We start from the raw sequence: 15,344 nt of genomic DNA on the forward strand, positions 1-15,344 counted from the left end.
GCCATTGCATATCTCTCTTTCGAAATCAGCCAGACGGCTGTGAAATGGTACGGCCTCCAAATTTCTGCCAAGTTTTCGAATAAGTCCGAAGTTGAGACAGAAAAGTGTCAAAAACAAGATAAATTTCTTCCCATGCCCAATTTTAGCCTCATTTCAAAACAAATCAGGAAAATTACAACCTTAGGTAGTAGACGATTTGAGCAGCGAGCCACCATTAGGCAAAAAATAGATACAATAACAAAAACTTATTGCGAAAACAAAACATGCAATTTTAGCGATTCGTACCGAATTTCATTTAAACTGAGGGCCTAGAAAAGAGCTTTCGGGCAGTAACGCCCTTCCAAAACTTGCAAAAGGTAAACTATTTTTTGGCTTATTTTCCCCTAAATCGTATCATATTGACAACAAATCCAACCTCATTTGCCCGTATTGGAATCGTTAACCTAGCAACACGTTGCCGCAAAATTGCATTGATGGCCTAATAAGTCGGTGTATATGACTTTCCACTGATCTCGCTGCTATTGAGAGATCAGTTTGGGCGCGTTTTAGTATTTAGGGTTTGTGAATATGAAAAGTATAAGTTTTGTTGTCGCTGCGATGTTTGTCACAGCGTCCCCAGCGATAGGGTCGGAAATTACATATCAACCTGTAAATCCCTCCTTTGGCGGTTCCCCCCTAAACTCCTCTCACCTTATTGCAACAGCAACCGCCCAGCGGGATGCAACGGCTCGGAACGCGAACCAGAATTCTGGCACCTCCGGGACGGAAACTGACACGTCAAGTTCTCAGGCCGATCTCTTTGTAAGACAGCTTGAAGGTCGCCTGCTCTCCGCTCTTGCAGGGCAAGTGACAGAGGCCATTTTTGGCGACACGGGGTCTGAAGGTGGTTCTATTACCTTCGGCTCGACCCAAGTTACCTACGAACGCACGCCCGAGACTATTCGACTACTCATTACAGATTCATTAGATGGCACCGTTACCGAGATTATTGTGCCCCAGCTTTTGACGGACTCTTAAACAAAAACTCAACCGCATTTAAAGTTGGGACAAATAATCGAGCAGGGACTTGTTTAATGAATTTTGATAGTTTTTCTTTACCAAGCGGCCTTCGGGCCATGACAAAACTAGCCGCAATCGCAGGTGCAACGGCACTTGCGGGATGCACACCAGCCCCCTCACCGTTCTTCGGGGAAGCTCAACCAACACTCGTTGCCCCGACGCAGCAGAGTATGGCGCTGCGCACCCTGCCATCACCGATACAGCGGATGAATGTTGCTGTGTACGATTTCCCCGACTTGACGGGTCAATATGAAGAGCGCGAACTGGTTCAGTCGTTGTCACGCGCCGTTTCCCAAGGTGGGTCGGCAGTTCTGATAAAAGCATTACAAGATGCTGGTGAAGGGCGCTGGTTCTCGGTTTTGGATCGCGCCAGCCTTCCCGATCTTGTGAGAGAGCGTCAGATTTTGACAGAAATGCGCCGTCAATATCGCGGCGAAGACGAAGTTAATCCAGCCGCACTTGGCCCCCTCCTCCACGCGGGTATCATCCTGCAGGGCGGGATCGTAGGCTATGACAGCAACACACAAACCGGGGGTGCGGGCGCTCGTTTGCTCGGAGTCGGCGCAAATTCTGAGTGGCGGACCGATACGGTCACTGTAAGCTTGCGCGCGGTTTCGACCTCCACTGGTGAGGTTTTAACCAACACGATGGCGCAAAAATCGATTGGGTCTTCCTTGATCCAAGGGAGTATCTTTTCTTATATCGAACTTGATGAATTGCTCGAAGTTGAAGCGGGTATGAGTGCGAATGAACCGCGTTTGATTGCCTTGCAACAGGCGATAGAGAAAGCCGTTTACAGCATGATAATTGAGGGCGCGGAGAAAGGGATTTGGTCTTTCTCTGATAAAGCAACTCAATCGCGATTGATTGCAAAAAATAAGAGCGAAAAACTCGGCGCATACTCCGCTTACGCCCGATTGGCCAAGGCCCCTCAAACGCGCAACCCAGCGTCGATAAAGCAAACGGTTCCGAAAAAGAAGGACGTCGCGCCTGCCTCGGTTGTGCGTGAACTTACACCGGAAACTGGGGCTGTCAGATTGCCGACCCCGCCGGTTGACGACGAGGTTCTCGGCTAAATCTAAACAACACATTAAACCGCCTCACCTGCATCAAATTTCTGCCACAATATAAGCGCCAACTGCCAGCGAACACGAAACGGGCGAAAGCGTCCGGCTGGCAAGGGGTGAAGCTATGTCGTGCAATATTTTTGGGGTATCTCGGTATCTTATTCTAGTATTTGTGATGAGTTTATTGGCAGCAGGGGTTGGGAATTCCGCGCCAGAGGGGCGGGATACAGTCCTGATCACGGGCCTCGACAACTTTCTACATATCGAAAGTACGTCGGGAAACACTCTCTCCTTAACAGTAACGGGGAGCGAGAACGGCGGCCTGGGGCGCGATTGGGACTCCAACCCATTGTTGCTCCCCTCACTGAAACCTGGAAACATCCTTCAAAGTGGGGACCGCAACACCATGGACATAGATGTTTTGGGGACGAATACACTCTTTTCGGTCGTTCAAAATGGAAACGACAATTCGATACGCGGATATTCTTCAGGCACATCCAACGCCTTTACCGTCGTCCAAAGCGGGCAGCAGAACCAAGCGGTTTTCTCGCAACAAGGCAGCCAAAATTCGTTGTCGATTTTTCAAGGTTCGTGGTAACGTCCTTATATTATGGATAGAATCATTAAAAATTTAAAAATTTCCGCTATTTACGTTGCAACTTCTGTCATTGGCGCCCTTGGGGGTGCCCCGGTAATGGCTGGCGATGGCAACTACTTGTATTTGGTTCAGGACACTCAGGACAGTTTGCTGGGAAATACCTTGCAGATTGATCAGTCTCTCGCCACGAATTCTAGCGTCGCAGGTAGCTTGAATGGATTTTTGCCAGCCCTTCAACTAGGGGGTGGAAACAGCGCGAACATTACTGTTGAGAATGAGAGGGCAACTGTTCTCCTCAACCAAGATAACAGCTTGGCGCCAAGCCTGAGCGGAAACGCTGCGACGATATTTGGCGGCGAACTGGCCGTGGTGGCACTTGAGCAACTTGGCAGCGGAAACCTCGGAAATATTGAGGTGACGGGACGCGGAAATATAGGCTCGCTTTCCCAAACCGGAGATAGAAACAATGGTAGTGTTTTGGTGAGCGGCACCAGTAATTCCGGTACGTTGAACCAAGTCGGTAACGACAATACTTATGGTCTCTCTGTGTCCGGCAGTGCCACAAATGTAACGTTCAATCAGGTTGGAAACAACATGACGGCAACAGGTTCCCCAACTGTATTTTCCAATGCGGGCACCGTTGTGATTACTCAAACCACCCTAAGTAGATAGCGTCAAATATGCGCAGATTTTCTGCAGTTGTATTGGCCATTATGCTTCTAAGTGCGCCGGCAAGTGGCGATATTGCCATCGCTGAACTTTCTGTCGTCCCTCAAGAGTCCAAAGTTGTCATTACGGGCCGTGTACTTGGCTTGTCCGAAGGCGTTGTCGAAGCGGAAATGATCGTTTCCAAGGGAGACGCATCGGGCACCGCGAACCTGCGGCAGTCTGGTGAGTTTCAGGTCCACGCTGGCAGCATCGACACCATTGGCTCAAGCGGCATTAACCTAAATGACACCACCACATTGAAAGTGGTCCTTATTGTAAGATCCGAAGGTTTGGAGATCGCGCGCGCGACTTCAGATATAGAACCAGGAAAACATTAAATTGGGTAAGAAAATGAAATCGAAATTATGTCTATTTGGGCTTATAAATTCACTTGTTCTTTGTTTTTCCATGCAGGCAGCAGCACAATCTAAAGAGATGTTTTTAGAGGCTTTTTCTGGTCAATGGCTGATATTTGACACGTCGTTTTCAACCAGCCCCGCTCCGTGTTCCTTTGAGCTTACGAATGTGATTGAACTGCGTGGCGTGGTTGAAGAATCTCAATTGCGCCCCTCCGGTACCTCCGAAAATTGTGTGGCCCCTTTTGACAGTGTCAAAGCATGGGATATCGAAGACAACCAACTTGCCCTCTATGCTGAAAATGACGCTTTGATTGCCCGCCTCGGAGGCAACCAAAACCGCGTGACTGGCGACGTCGGGGACACATTTCGCAGCGTTATTTTAGAGCGTGCTAATGGCGCCCCAGAGAACGCCAAGTTCAGCCAAGCCCTTCGCGAACACCGGTGTATTTACAAAGGCTACACGGCTGAATGCGCAACAAAAGAGGAATTGGCCCTGCCTGTTTTCACAGAGGGCGGCGGCGTTATTTCCTCGGTTGAATTGCTTGTGAACCTAAACGTCCGCGAACAACCGCGAGGGAATTCGCTCTCGGTAGGGACGCTACCAAAAGGCACCTGCTTAAAGGTCAACTATTGCACAACAGCCTCTGACGGAATCTGGTGCCGCGCACGTTTCGGCGAGGCTGCAGGCTGGATCAAGAAAACGATGTTGCGAAAAGATGAATGGCCAATTGCAACTTACTTAAACGCCTGCTGATATCATTTGGATCGAGGGGGACAGGGTTTTAAGTTAGAATGAACAGAAACCACCTTGCCCCTCGCAAACTTTGCGTCTGAACTGACAATTAGCGTTGTTCCAAGGCGCGGTTTCTCGCGCTGATTATGTGTTCCCGCATGGCTTGACTGGCTTTGGCAGCGTCGCGCACCTTGAAAGCCTCAATGATTTTGATGTGTTCAAGCATTGTCGGAACAATCACCGCGAGGTTTAATTGCGTCTGTTCTTGCTTAATCAATCGGATTTTAATCATATTCACGCGATAAGCATCGTTGATGATCCGATTGCCAAGCGCATCAACAATCGTCGCGTGGAAACCCCAATCAATGGATTGCGCCCGCGCAACGAGTTCGGGTTGAATGCCTCCTGCCGCCGCGGCGTCCTCACATTCCTGAACAATTGCAACATGTTCCTCATAGAGACGCGCGACATCGGCATTCGATGCATTTTGAGTGAATAGGGATGCGGCTTCTACCTCGATGAAAAGCCTAAACTCGAACGCGTCGCGGATCAGGTTTAGATCGACGTGCGCTATCTGCATCCCGCGCTTGGGAACAGTCTTGATCAATCCTTCCGATTCAAGCCTCGGGACCAATTCGCGAATGGCACCAAGACCAAGCCCCGTCAACTCGACCAACTCTCGTTGTGAAACGAATTGACCCGGCCGAAGGGAGCGCGCCAAAAGATGCTCTGTGAAACTGCCATAGGCTTGCTCGCGCAAACTGTTGGTTTTACCTTCGTCGGGCTTTGGGATCGATTTCGAAGTTTTCATTTGGCACCTCCAGTAAGAACGATTAAGTGACTTTTGACGCCCTTGCGACCTAACTTCAAATTAACATGTCACACGGATCATCCGTCGGAAAGCCAATTTTCCCCTCAAGTGACCTTCGACCTCCCCATTCGAGACCAGCGATTTAAAATAACGCACGCGGGGGGCCTAATCATCGTCCGCAAAAGGAGGCGCCCCCACCCATCAAGGTTTTTCCACAAGCACTTTAGTTCATGTGGCCGCACGTCTAGCGAAAACCTGATTAGCATGGAGAGCGTTTATGGTAAGCGGCGCGTCATCCCTTTGCCATGGCCGCTTCGTACCCTTGGATGAGCGCCTTCTGGGCCGATTCGGGCAATTGCGACAGGGGCGGCCGGACGCGGATGAAATCAGGGTCACCGGAGACATGCGCCGTCAGAACTTTGACCGAAGGCGTTACAGGGCCCGCAACCACCATATCAACGATTCCGGACAAAAGCCGCGCATCAGCCCCCTCATGGATAATTTTTCGCAAAAGTCCGGGAAGGAAATTCGAAACCCCACAAATCGAGCCTTCTGCGCCATTTGCCATGGCTTTTGGCAATTGGCGTTCGTCGCCCACCAAGATGGATATATCGCCATGTGCCGCAAGGTATTTTTGGGTGGTGTCCCAATCGCCGGAACTATCCTTAATGCCTGTGATCACACCGGGATATGCGGCGCGCAATCTAGAAACCAACTCAACGGAAATCGGCACCGCTGTTTGGCTTGGGATGTGATAAAGAATTACGTTTTTAAGGGCATCGCCGATCCGATCGAAAACGGCGCTGTACCACGCAAAAAGTCCATCATCCCCCATGTTCTTCATGAAAAACGGCGGCGCCATCAACAACCGCGACGCACCGCCTGCATAGGCAGAAAGCGCTTGTTCGGCTGCGGTCGCGATATCGCAGGTCAGAATGCCCACGCCAATCGGTGTATCTTTGGATAGAGCGCCTGAAACCGCTTTTAAAATATCCCGCCGCTCGTGCGAACTAAGGCCAAATCCCTCGCCCGTCGTACCGAAGAGAGTAACGCTGTCACACCCGCCGGAGATGACGAATTTTGCGTGACTGACCACACGGGTCAAATCAGGATCGCCCGTTGGCCCAAATGGCGTTACCAATGCTGCCGAAAGGCCAAAGATCCTAGTTTTTTTCATGCGCTTCTCTCCTGTTTTCGACTAACATGTTAATTTGCTTTATTTACAGATGTCAACGTGCATTCGCCGCCGAGCTAAAACCTCGAAATGAAATGGGAGGCTCGTTGAAGAAACGCGCACCATACGTCCCCATCTCTAAGTGAATAGTTACGGGCATAAGGCTTACCTCCTGCCCTACGGTTTCCATCCAGTGCAAAAAGTTAAACGCCGTGTAACATGTTACCTTGACACCGAACGGTTGAGTTGCCACAGTTTGGATGAAATCGCGTTACGACCGGAGGGGGGAAAGGGAGTAGTCGCAACAAGACACCCGAAGGGTTTGCGTTGCGAGATTGAATTAAGTGTTTGGAGGAAAACACTTTTTAGCATTAAAACTAAAACCAAGCTAAGTTTAACAAAGTCAGTTTAAACCCCTTGGCCAAATTCCCCACCCAAAGGGTTGGGGATCGAATCGCGGACATGCGCCGCGTCACTAATTTTGGAGGAGACCAAAAATGATGAACTTTACCCGCCGCGCAGTTATTGCGATTACAATGGCCGCAATTGCAGGCCCCACCTTTGCTGCCGACACAATTACTTTGCGGATGTCCTCGCCTGCGTCTGATACCGATCAGAGGTCGGTTGCCCTTGCCGAAGTTTTTGCGCCTGCGATCGCAGAGTTCGCAACTTACGAGCCGCACTACAACGCGTCCTTGATTGCGCAGGGTTCAGAGTTGGAAGCGATTGCCTCTGGTGATCTGGAAATGTCGATTGCATCGGCACAAGAGTTGGCGCAATTCTTTCCTGAGTTTTCGATTTTTGCCACTGGGTATGTCCATCAAGACGCCGAGCACCAAGTGCGCGTGTTCAACGATCCACTGATGGATCCGTTCAAGGCTAAAGTTGAAGAAGAGCTGGGCGTAAAATTGCTAGCCGTCATGTATCTTGGACGTCGGCACGTGAACCTAAGACAGACAAAAGACGAGTTGACGGTTATGACGCCTGCCGATCTTGCGGGTATCAATCTGCGGATGCCAGGCACGGATGCATGGCAGTTCCTTGGCAAAGCTCTGGGTGCAAACCCCACTCCAATGTCCTTCACCGAAGTTTATACCGCCCTGCAAACAGGCTCGGTTGACGGTCAAGACAACCCCCTTCCTACCGTGGTCGATGCCAAGTTTTATGAGGTAACAAACCAGATTGTTCTAACATCTCACTTGGTTGATTTGAACTACATCGCGCTTTCCAAGGCGACATGGGACGCATTAACGCCAGAGCAACAAGTCACCGTGCAAGCCGCTGCGGATGCCGCAGCGTTGAGTGGTCGCGAGAACCAATTGCAAAAAGAAGTTGATCTTGTGTCCTTCCTCGAAGAAAAAGGCCTAGAAATCTATGAGCCTGATCTTGCAGCCTTCCGCACCCATGTTCAGCAGCAATATGTTGGGTCTGAGTTCGCGGCATCTTGGCCAGAAGGCGTGCTTGAACAGATCAATGCACTCGGAAACTAGGTTCTGACGTTTTCAAACAAAGAGAGAGGCGTGCATCGCGCCTCTCCTACTGCCGCTAAATATAAACAAAAACAGGAATAGGCACCCGATGTATCTGAACGCATTCCGATGACTAAAATCCTGTCTAAATTCACACGTTTTGCCGAAGCTGTTGCCGCAATCATGATGGCGACCATGTTTCTAACGTTCATTTTACAGATCGCTGTGCGGTATTCGGCGCGGCTGGCCTGGTTGCCTGATATTCATCCGATCTTTGAGCCGTCGAACTTTGGCTGGACGCTCGAATTCTGCCTCCTGCTGTGGGTGTGGCTGGTCTTCTGGGGCAATGCCTTTGTGGTTCGCCCACGCGACCACGTCGTTTTTGATATCCTCCTGAACTATGTACGCCCCTCTTTACGGCGAAAATTCATCATCATCACCAGCTGTGCAATCTGTGTGGGTTTGTTCCTCGCGATTGAGCCGACATGGGCAAAATTCTACATCCTGCGGCTCAAGAAAACGGCCACTCTCAGTAGCCTTTTGGGCGATTGGGTCCGTATGCGCGACCTCTATTCGATTTACATAATCTTCCTTGTTGTTGTCTCCCTCCGTTATGGCTGGGCTGCATATCGCGCCATCAGGTTTGGTGTTGAAGAGCCGGAAAATTCCAACACGGAGCAAAAAGACGCATGACGTTTGAATTCTTTCTGTGCATCACAACGCTGATGGTTTTAGCAGGGATCGGCGCACCGATTGCCTATGCCATTCTCCTCGCGGTTTTCGTTTACCTTTTCGCGAGCGGTGCTGGCGTTGGGATTGCGGGCAAAGTGCTTATGGATGGGCTTTATCAAAGTTTTATCTTGCTGGCGGTCCCCCTCTTCATTGTCGCGGCCAACATCATGAATGCAGGCACCATCAGCGACCGACTGTTAAGCTTCTGTGTGGCTCTTGTTGGGCGTTTTCGCGGTGGTTTGGGGCACGTTAACGTCGTTGCCTCCCTGATCTTTTCGGGAATGTCCGGATCGGCCATCGCAGATGCGGCGGGGATTGGCAAAATCATCATCGAAATGATGACCAAAAGCGGCCATTATACGCGTGGCTACGCAGCAGCAATCACCGCCGCATCTGCCACGATTGGGCCTATCATTCCACCGTCAATCCCGATGGTCCTCTATGCGCTCGTCTCAAACACATCCATTGGCTACCTATTTCTAGGTGGCATTGTGCCCGGATTGTTTATGGGCGGTGTATTGATGGCGATGAATTGGTGGCTTTCCAAACGGCGCGGATTTGCCTTGGAGGAACCCGTCCCTTTTCGTGAATTGCCACGCCGCACGGCGAATGCGTTCCCCGCGTTATTGATGCCCGCCATCCTGCTTTATGGAATATATGGCGGTGTCACGACCCCAACAGAAGCCGCAGCCGTTGCCGCGTTTTATGCGCTGTTGCTGGCGGCCCTGTTCTATCGGGCGCTAAGCTTTAGGGCGCTCTATCATATCCTCGTCGAAAGCGCGCGTTCGTCTGCGGCCGTGGGGCTGGTGATCGGCGGCGCGCTTATTCTCAACTATGTCGTTGCCTCGGAAAACATCCCGAGCGTCCTCGCCCAACATCTGGTTGGCCTCGATGTCGACCCCCTCGTGTTCCTGCTAAGCGTCAACCTTTTGTTGCTCCTGCTGGGCTGTTTGCTCGACGCCACCACAATCATCTTGGTGATTATCCCGCTGTTCATTCCGACCTGCCGCGAGTTGGGGATTGATCTCGTGCATTTTGGCGTGGTCGCAGTGGTCAATTGCATGATCGGTTTAATCACCCCGCCCTACGGCATCCTGCTTTTTGTCATAACCGCCGTCACTCAAATCCCCCTTTCGGAAATCATCAGCGAGGTTTGGCCGTTTTTGGGCGTGCTTCTGCTGGCTTTACTCTGCATGGTTTTGTGGCCGGGCTTGGTCCTAACCCTGCCTCGCATGATGGGGTACGCAGGTTGAACGGAGGCGTAATTGCGGTGAGCAAATGGATACCAAATATCGAAAAGAAAGCGACCGAGGGAGCGGTGCTTTTGGGCTTGCTCGGGCATGGGATTTCATCCTCCCGCACGCCTCGCATGCACATAAACGAGGGGCAAGCGCAGGGTATAGATATTGACTACCGTTTGTTAGATTTTGCGGGTCGCACCGACGAACCACCCCTGAATGAGGTCCTCGACAAAATCCAAGCGGCCGGTTTTAACGGGATAAACGTCACCTTCCCTTACAAACAAAGCGTGCTTCCTCATCTGGATGTTTTGTCCGAAAGTGTGCGGGCAATTGGCGCTACCAACACCATCGTTTTTCGCGATGGTGAACGGCACGGACACAACACAGACTCGTGGGGGTTTGGCGAAAGTTTTCGTCGCGGCATGGCCAACACAATTCGCGACAAAGTCCTCCTCATTGGTGCGGGCGGCGCAGGGAGCGCGGTGGCGAACGCATTGGCCATGGAAAACATCGGGCAACTTCTTATTTGCGACACGAATACCAATGCAGCAGAGCGGCTGGCACACGCACTCAACCACAGTTTCGGAGCAGATCGAGCCTGCGCAGTAACTGACCTGCCAGATGCCGCGCATCATGCGAACGGGATTGTGAACGCAACGCCCATCGGGATGGAAAAACTCCCCGGACTGCCGTTGCCGACAGAATGCATTCAAGCGCATCACTGGGTCGCGGATGTTGTTTATTTTCCGTTGGAAACCGAACTGCTCGCGGCCGCCCGCGCCAAAGGATGTCGTGTTCTTTCTGGTGCGGGGATGGCGCTTTTTCAGGCGGTTCGGGCGTTTGAGCATTTCACCAATCTGCCAGCAAACCCGACGCGCATGCAGGCCACTTTCGACCATTGGCCAAGTGGCCTTAACGATGGCGGTAGGTAAATTCGAAATCGCCTTTTCATCCCTACCTCAGGCGTAAAGTATACCCTCAGAATTCCCTAACGAAAGTGGAGACCTGGGATCAAAAAACAGCCTAAATACATAGCCCTAATTCCCAACCCGCCCTAAATATAATCACGCCCATGCAGATTGGATGGTTTGGCATTGACAGGGGATAATTTCCTCCTAAAGAATACTTTTTACACGCAGCTGAAAGCCTTTTTTTCATGACAACAAACAACCCAGACGACGCAACCTCCTTGGCGCAATTAATCGCGTCTGGTGCGGCATCACCAAGTGAACTTTTGGACGACGCTCTCGCGCGGGTAAAGGCTGTAAATCCGGCACTGAATGCTGTGGTGCTCTTGCAAGAAGACGTAGCGCGGCGTGCAATTCAGGTGGGACTTCCCGACGGCCCTTTCAAAGGTGTGCCGTTCCTAATCAAGGACTTGGGAGCCGAAGCGGTCGATTTTCCCTCCCACAGTGGATCAATCCCGTTGCGCGATACGCGCTATACTTACGACGCCGAAATCTATCGCCGCATGCGCGCCACTGGGGTTGTGACCTTTGGGCGAACCACGTCGCCAGAAGGAGGCATTGGCCCCGTCACCGAAGCCGCGGTCTATGGTGGCCCAACGCGAAATCCGTGGGATGTTTCGCGCACCTCGGGAGGATCTTCGGGTGGTGCTGGGGCGGCGGTTGCTGCGGGCATCGTCCCCTTGGCGCATGGGTCTGACGGGGGAGGCTCAGTGCGTATTCCGGCCTCAAGTTCTGGATTATTTGGCTTCAAGGCAACCCGCGCTCGGCTTCCCGATGGACCTGCTGCTGGCGAAGGTTGGGCGGGCATGGCGATCGACGGGTTTTTGTCGCGTTCCGTGCGCGACAACGCCACGATGATGGATGCCTGTGCGGGCCCTGACGCGGGGGCACCTTATGCTGCGCCCGCAATGGAGATGAGCTATTCCGCTGCAATCGCGCGTCCGCCGCGCCGCCTGCGCATTGGTATCTGCGACACAACATTTACAGGCGCAGCAATCCATCCCGACTGCAAGGCAGCGGTGACGGAAACGGCCAAACTCTTGGAATCGCTCGGCCATACCGTGGTACCGGCCTGCCCTAAGGCCGACCATAACGGAATGATGCGGGCTTGGACCAAAATCGTGGCCTGCGGCACGGCCCTTTCAGCACGGGGTTTGCAGGATCGTCAGAACGACCTGCAAGGGGTGTCCAAAAGCGCCATCCGCTACGCGCAGGACATCAGCGGCGCTGATTATCTGAAGGCCGTGGGGGATATCCACAGCTATGGCCGACAGATGGCAGCCGCATTTGAAGATTACGACATCCTGTTGTCGGCGACCCTTGCCGAGCCCCCCGCAAAGGTCGGACGGTTCACCCATGAGCGCGACGACTATGAGGCCTATCGCATCGGCGAAGGAGGGGTGTTTTCCTATTCGCCATTTTGTGCCGCGTTCAACGCCAGTGGACAACCGGCGGCATCTGTCCCTTTGCATTGGAACGATGAGGGTTTGCCAATTGGCATCCACCTTGCGGCCCCCTTTGGCGAGGATGCCACCTTGATCGCCCTTTGTGCAGAATGCGAGCAGGCGCAACCTTGGGCCATGCGCAAACCACCCGTATGGTGCGGAAAACCTTGACTAAATTTTGAACGCGTCGCACATTTACCCTAGGGGGATTGTATCTTGAATGAAGAATTTGCCGTCGTCGCACGGAATGTTGGGAAGATATACGGCTCTGGTTCTGCGGCGGTAACAGCCCTTGGCGACGTGTCAATCAGTATCGAAAAGGGCGAGTTTTTCACGCTACTTGGTCCCTCTGGTTGCGGGAAAACGACGTTGTTGCGCTGCATCGCAGGGTTTGAGACGCCGACGTCTGGCGCAATTCTACTTTCGGGTCGTGACATCACCTTCACCCCGCCTAATGCGCGCCCCGTGAATACCGTGTTTCAATCCTACGCCCTGTTTCCGCATCTTTCTGTCGCGGACAACGTGGGTTTCGGACTTAAAATGTTGGGCAAGTCACGCGATGAGGTGGCCAAGGCTACCGCACGGGTATTGGCATTGGTCAAGCTTGAAGCCTTCGCCGACCGGATGCCCCAACAATTATCGGGCGGCCAGCAACAGCGCGTTGCTTTGGCGCGCGCGCTTGCTCCTGAACCGGAGGTGCTCTTGCTCGACGAGCCGCTCTCGGCCCTTGACCTTAAGCTACGCAAAGAAATGCAAAGCGAGTTGAAACGCCTTCAGACAGAGACTGGGATCACCTTCGTATTTGTGACCCACGATCAGGAGGAAGCGCTTACGATGTCGAACCGGATCGCGGTCATGTCGGCGGGACAGCTTTTGCAGGTCGGCACACCGCATGATATCTACAACCGTCCCGTAAACCGCTTTGTCGCGGATTTCATCGGCGAGACGAATTTCCTCCCCGGCAATGTTGAGGCCGGTGGTGTTCGGATTGGATCGGGGGAAATCCTTGCGGTAGCGTTGACGGGGCAAACTGGCGCGGTAACCCTCGCGATCCGGCCTGAGCAAATCGGGATTGGGGACGCCGCTACGGGCATTCCCGCCAAGGTTGTCGACGCGACCTATCTGGGAACCGACACGCATTACACATTGGCGCTGAGCGATGAGGGTCGCCTTGTGGCGCGGGTGCAAAGCAACGCGGGTGCATCCCTAAAAATCGGCGATGCCGTAGGGGTCAATATCGACGCCGAAACGGTGCAGGTTTTAGAAGCATGAGCGCCCTTGGCAAAGGGCGTAGTAAGGGGAGCAATGGCTGGCTTTTGTCCATGCCCGCGCTGTTGTTACTGCTCGTCGCAGCAAGTGGGCCATTGCTGATTGTCGTGACCTATTCGTTTCTGGAAAAGGGCGACTACTCTGGTGTGCGCTGGGTTTTCTCGGGGGATGCTTGGTTTCGGGTGCTGTTTCAAAAGGACATTTTTGACGGCACAGTAAGCCTTGCCGATGCTAACCTTTCCATCATCTGGCGTTCGGTAAAACTCTCGCTATCGACGACCGTGATCGCCTTTGTGCTCGGCCTGCCGACTGCGTGGTTTATCGCGACACGTCCGCCGAAATACCGCGCATTTTGGCTGTTTCTGATCACAATCCCCTTCTGGACAAACCTGTTGATCCGCACCTTCGCGATCATGGAAGTGATCCGCAATCAGGGTCTTTTGAACACATTCCTCATCCACTACGGGCTGATTTCAGAGCCGATCCAGATTTTGTATACCGACACGGCTGTGCTAATCGGGATGGCCTATGTCTATCTTCCTTTGATGGTGTTGCCGCTGTTTGCAGCGATCGACCGGTTTGATTTTCGGCTGATTGAAGCGGGTTACGACCTCTATGCCTCGCGTTTGCAAATTCTTCGGCGGGTGATCTTGCCGATTATTCGCCCCGGCATCGTGGCGGGGTGTATCCTTGTTTTCATCCCAAGCCTCGGTGCCTATGTAACGCCGCGCGTTTTGGGTGGCGGCAAAAATATGATGATCGGGAACTTTATTGAGCTGCAATTCGGACAAGGGCAAAACTGGCCACTCGGTGCTGCGCTTTCAACGGTTCTGTTGGTTGTCGTTCTCGGCTCGCTGTTAATCTATACACGCGTTTCATCGCGGGAGGACCCGCATGGGTAAGCATAAATCTTTTGACGTGACCAAGCTGCCCGGCTTCACCTTCTTGGCACTGCTGTCTTTTGTGTTGCTCTATGCGCCCATCGTCACGCTGGTTTTTTATTCGTTCAATGGCGGCAATTCCGTCAATCAATGGGGCGGATTTTCGTTTAAATGGTACGCAATCGCGGCCCAGAATGAAGCGGTGCAAGGTGCCGCGATGCGCTCTTTTGTGATTGCAATCTGGGCGTCCGCAATTGCGACAACCGTGGCGACGATGGCGGCTCTTGGCACTACCCGACGGGGGAAATTCAAGGGCCAAACCTTCATCTATATCGTCATCAACCAACCTTTGATGGTGCCCGAAATTGTTACAGCAGTTGCGCTTCTGATCTTCTTCTCGTCGATCAAAATCGCCACGGGTTATACGGGCCTCGGCTATCTTATCATCGCGCATTCGGCTTTCTGTGTGCCCTTTGCCTATTTGCCGATCAAGGCGCGACTTGAGGGGATGGACACCGCAATGGAAACCGCTGCGGCCGATCTTTATGCCTCACCATGGCAGACGTTTCGCTATGTGACCCTCCCGCTTTTGATGCCCGGTGTGGTCGCGGGGGCGATGCTCGCGTTTATCATCTCCCTTGACGACGTGATCATCACCGAATTTGTCAAATCAGCGGGACAGGATACGCTCCCCACCTATATGCTGGGCCAATTGCGCCGTGCGCTGACACCTGAAGTCAACGCGATCTCGACCGCTTTGCTGGCGGTCAGTGTGCTCGTACTAACTCTCTTTTTTCTCGCCACCCGGAAGCGGGGCTAGACCCTGCCTT

The 15,344-nt window shown here is 52.7% G+C and carries 16 protein-coding genes; 14 read left to right on the forward strand and 2 right to left on the reverse strand.

Annotation, left to right across the window (positions count from 1 at the left end):
• The first annotated feature begins 567 nt into the window (after nucleotides 1-567).
• The 6 genes from AB9F29_RS07760 to AB9F29_RS07785 all read left to right on the forward strand — a co-directional run bounded on the left by AB9F29_RS07760 (nucleotide 568) and on the right by AB9F29_RS07785 (nucleotide 4,545).
• Nucleotides 568-1,017: a curli assembly protein CsgF gene (locus AB9F29_RS07760; protein ID WP_335583613.1), complete on the forward strand. Its 450-nt coding sequence runs from the start codon at nucleotides 568-570 to the stop codon at nucleotides 1,015-1,017.
• A gap of 56 nt (nucleotides 1,018-1,073) precedes the next feature.
• Nucleotides 1,074-2,135, forward strand: coding sequence for a CsgG/HfaB family protein (locus AB9F29_RS07765; RefSeq protein WP_369755212.1), 1,062 nt, complete (start codon nucleotides 1,074-1,076; stop codon nucleotides 2,133-2,135).
• A gap of 115 nt (nucleotides 2,136-2,250) precedes the next feature.
• On the forward strand, nucleotides 2,251-2,724 hold the full coding sequence (locus AB9F29_RS07770; protein ID WP_369755213.1) for a hypothetical protein: 474 nt from the start codon (nucleotides 2,251-2,253) through the stop codon (nucleotides 2,722-2,724).
• Between the two features lie 96 nt (nucleotides 2,725-2,820).
• Nucleotides 2,821-3,396, forward strand: a complete 576-nt coding sequence (locus tag AB9F29_RS07775; protein WP_369755214.1) for a hypothetical protein — start codon at nucleotides 2,821-2,823, stop codon at nucleotides 3,394-3,396.
• Between the two features lie 8 nt (nucleotides 3,397-3,404).
• Nucleotides 3,405-3,770 (forward strand): curli-like amyloid fiber formation chaperone CsgH, encoded by a 366-nt coding sequence (gene csgH, locus AB9F29_RS07780; RefSeq protein ID WP_369755215.1) that lies wholly within the window; start codon nucleotides 3,405-3,407, stop codon nucleotides 3,768-3,770.
• A 13-nt stretch (nucleotides 3,771-3,783) separates the two neighbouring features.
• A complete protein-coding gene (locus tag AB9F29_RS07785) occupies nucleotides 3,784-4,545 on the forward strand; it encodes an SH3 domain-containing protein (RefSeq protein ID WP_369755216.1) in 762 nt (253 codons plus the stop codon).
• A gap of 88 nt (nucleotides 4,546-4,633) precedes the next feature.
• Here AB9F29_RS07785 and AB9F29_RS07790 read toward each other — a convergent pair whose 3' ends face one another.
• Nucleotides 4,634-5,335, reverse strand: coding sequence for a GntR family transcriptional regulator (locus tag AB9F29_RS07790; protein ID WP_369755217.1), 702 nt, complete (start codon nucleotides 5,333-5,335; stop codon nucleotides 4,634-4,636).
• Nucleotides 5,336-5,627: 292 nt separating this feature from the next.
• Nucleotides 5,628-6,512: a dihydrodipicolinate synthase family protein gene (locus tag AB9F29_RS07795; RefSeq protein WP_369755218.1), complete on the reverse strand. Its 885-nt coding sequence runs from the start codon at nucleotides 6,510-6,512 to the stop codon at nucleotides 5,628-5,630.
• Between the two features lie 494 nt (nucleotides 6,513-7,006).
• On the opposite strand from AB9F29_RS07795, the gene dctP reads away from it, so the two are divergent.
• The 8 genes from dctP to AB9F29_RS07835 all read left to right on the forward strand — a co-directional run bounded on the left by dctP (nucleotide 7,007) and on the right by AB9F29_RS07835 (nucleotide 15,334).
• On the forward strand, nucleotides 7,007-7,999 hold the full coding sequence (gene dctP / locus AB9F29_RS07800; RefSeq protein ID WP_369755219.1) for a TRAP transporter substrate-binding protein DctP: 993 nt from the start codon (nucleotides 7,007-7,009) through the stop codon (nucleotides 7,997-7,999).
• A 108-nt stretch (nucleotides 8,000-8,107) separates the two neighbouring features.
• Complete coding sequence (locus AB9F29_RS07805) at nucleotides 8,108-8,671, forward strand: TRAP transporter small permease (protein WP_039003853.1); 564 nt, start codon at nucleotides 8,108-8,110, stop codon at nucleotides 8,669-8,671.
• Nucleotides 8,668-9,963 carry a TRAP transporter large permease gene (locus tag AB9F29_RS07810; RefSeq protein WP_039003854.1) on the forward strand — a complete coding sequence of 432 codons (1,296 nt, stop codon included), beginning with the start codon at nucleotides 8,668-8,670 and terminating at the stop codon, nucleotides 9,961-9,963. Before AB9F29_RS07805 ends, AB9F29_RS07810 begins: the two co-directional genes overlap by 4 nt.
• Nucleotides 9,964-9,980: 17 nt before the next feature.
• On the forward strand, nucleotides 9,981-10,883 hold the full coding sequence (locus AB9F29_RS07815; protein WP_369755220.1) for a shikimate dehydrogenase: 903 nt from the start codon (nucleotides 9,981-9,983) through the stop codon (nucleotides 10,881-10,883).
• A 224-nt stretch (nucleotides 10,884-11,107) separates the two neighbouring features.
• Nucleotides 11,108-12,535 (forward strand): amidase, encoded by a 1,428-nt coding sequence (locus AB9F29_RS07820; RefSeq protein ID WP_369755221.1) that lies wholly within the window; start codon nucleotides 11,108-11,110, stop codon nucleotides 12,533-12,535.
• A gap of 45 nt (nucleotides 12,536-12,580) precedes the next feature.
• Entirely contained in the window at nucleotides 12,581-13,636 is a 1,056-nt protein-coding gene (locus tag AB9F29_RS07825; protein ID WP_369755222.1) for an ABC transporter ATP-binding protein, read from the forward strand.
• A complete protein-coding gene (locus tag AB9F29_RS07830; RefSeq protein WP_335583624.1) occupies nucleotides 13,633-14,535 on the forward strand; it encodes an ABC transporter permease in 903 nt (300 codons plus the stop codon). The genes AB9F29_RS07825 and AB9F29_RS07830 overlap by 4 nt, the downstream gene beginning before the upstream one ends.
• A complete protein-coding gene (locus AB9F29_RS07835; protein WP_369755223.1) occupies nucleotides 14,528-15,334 on the forward strand; it encodes an ABC transporter permease in 807 nt (268 codons plus the stop codon). The genes AB9F29_RS07830 and AB9F29_RS07835 overlap by 8 nt, the downstream gene beginning before the upstream one ends.
• Nucleotides 15,335-15,344 lie beyond the last annotated feature (10 nt).

It is taken from the genome of Falsihalocynthiibacter sp. S25ZX9, from assembly GCF_041205405.1.
GTDB lineage: Bacteria > Pseudomonadota > Alphaproteobacteria > Rhodobacterales > Rhodobacteraceae > Falsihalocynthiibacter > Falsihalocynthiibacter arcticus.

Bases quoted from the DNA above. Each gene is read 5' to 3' on its own strand.
- AB9F29_RS07795 (WP_369755218.1), bottom strand. From the start codon at position 6,512: ATGAAAAAAACTAGGATCTTTGGCCTTTCGGCAGCATTGGTAACGCCA.
- AB9F29_RS07765 (WP_369755212.1), top strand. From the start codon at position 1,074: ATGAATTTTGATAGTTTTTCTTTACCAAGCGGCCTTCGGGCCATGACA.
- AB9F29_RS07790 (WP_369755217.1), bottom strand. From the start codon at position 5,335: ATGAAAACTTCGAAATCGATCCCAAAGCCCGACGAAGGTAAAACCAAC.
- AB9F29_RS07775 (WP_369755214.1), top strand. From the start codon at position 2,821: ATGGCTGGCGATGGCAACTACTTGTATTTGGTTCAGGACACTCAGGAC.
- AB9F29_RS07805 (WP_039003853.1), top strand. From the start codon at position 8,108: ATGACTAAAATCCTGTCTAAATTCACACGTTTTGCCGAAGCTGTTGCC.
- AB9F29_RS07835 (WP_369755223.1), top strand. From the start codon at position 14,528: ATGGGTAAGCATAAATCTTTTGACGTGACCAAGCTGCCCGGCTTCACC.
- csgH (WP_369755215.1), top strand. From the start codon at position 3,405: ATGCGCAGATTTTCTGCAGTTGTATTGGCCATTATGCTTCTAAGTGCG.
- AB9F29_RS07820 (WP_369755221.1), top strand. From the start codon at position 11,108: ATGACAACAAACAACCCAGACGACGCAACCTCCTTGGCGCAATTAATC.
- AB9F29_RS07770 (WP_369755213.1), top strand. From the start codon at position 2,251: ATGTCGTGCAATATTTTTGGGGTATCTCGGTATCTTATTCTAGTATTT.
- dctP (WP_369755219.1), top strand. From the start codon at position 7,007: ATGATGAACTTTACCCGCCGCGCAGTTATTGCGATTACAATGGCCGCA.
- AB9F29_RS07760 (WP_335583613.1), top strand. From the start codon at position 568: ATGAAAAGTATAAGTTTTGTTGTCGCTGCGATGTTTGTCACAGCGTCC.
- AB9F29_RS07830 (WP_335583624.1), top strand. From the start codon at position 13,633: ATGAGCGCCCTTGGCAAAGGGCGTAGTAAGGGGAGCAATGGCTGGCTT.
- AB9F29_RS07810 (WP_039003854.1), top strand. From the start codon at position 8,668: ATGACGTTTGAATTCTTTCTGTGCATCACAACGCTGATGGTTTTAGCA.
- AB9F29_RS07785 (WP_369755216.1), top strand. From the start codon at position 3,784: ATGAAATCGAAATTATGTCTATTTGGGCTTATAAATTCACTTGTTCTT.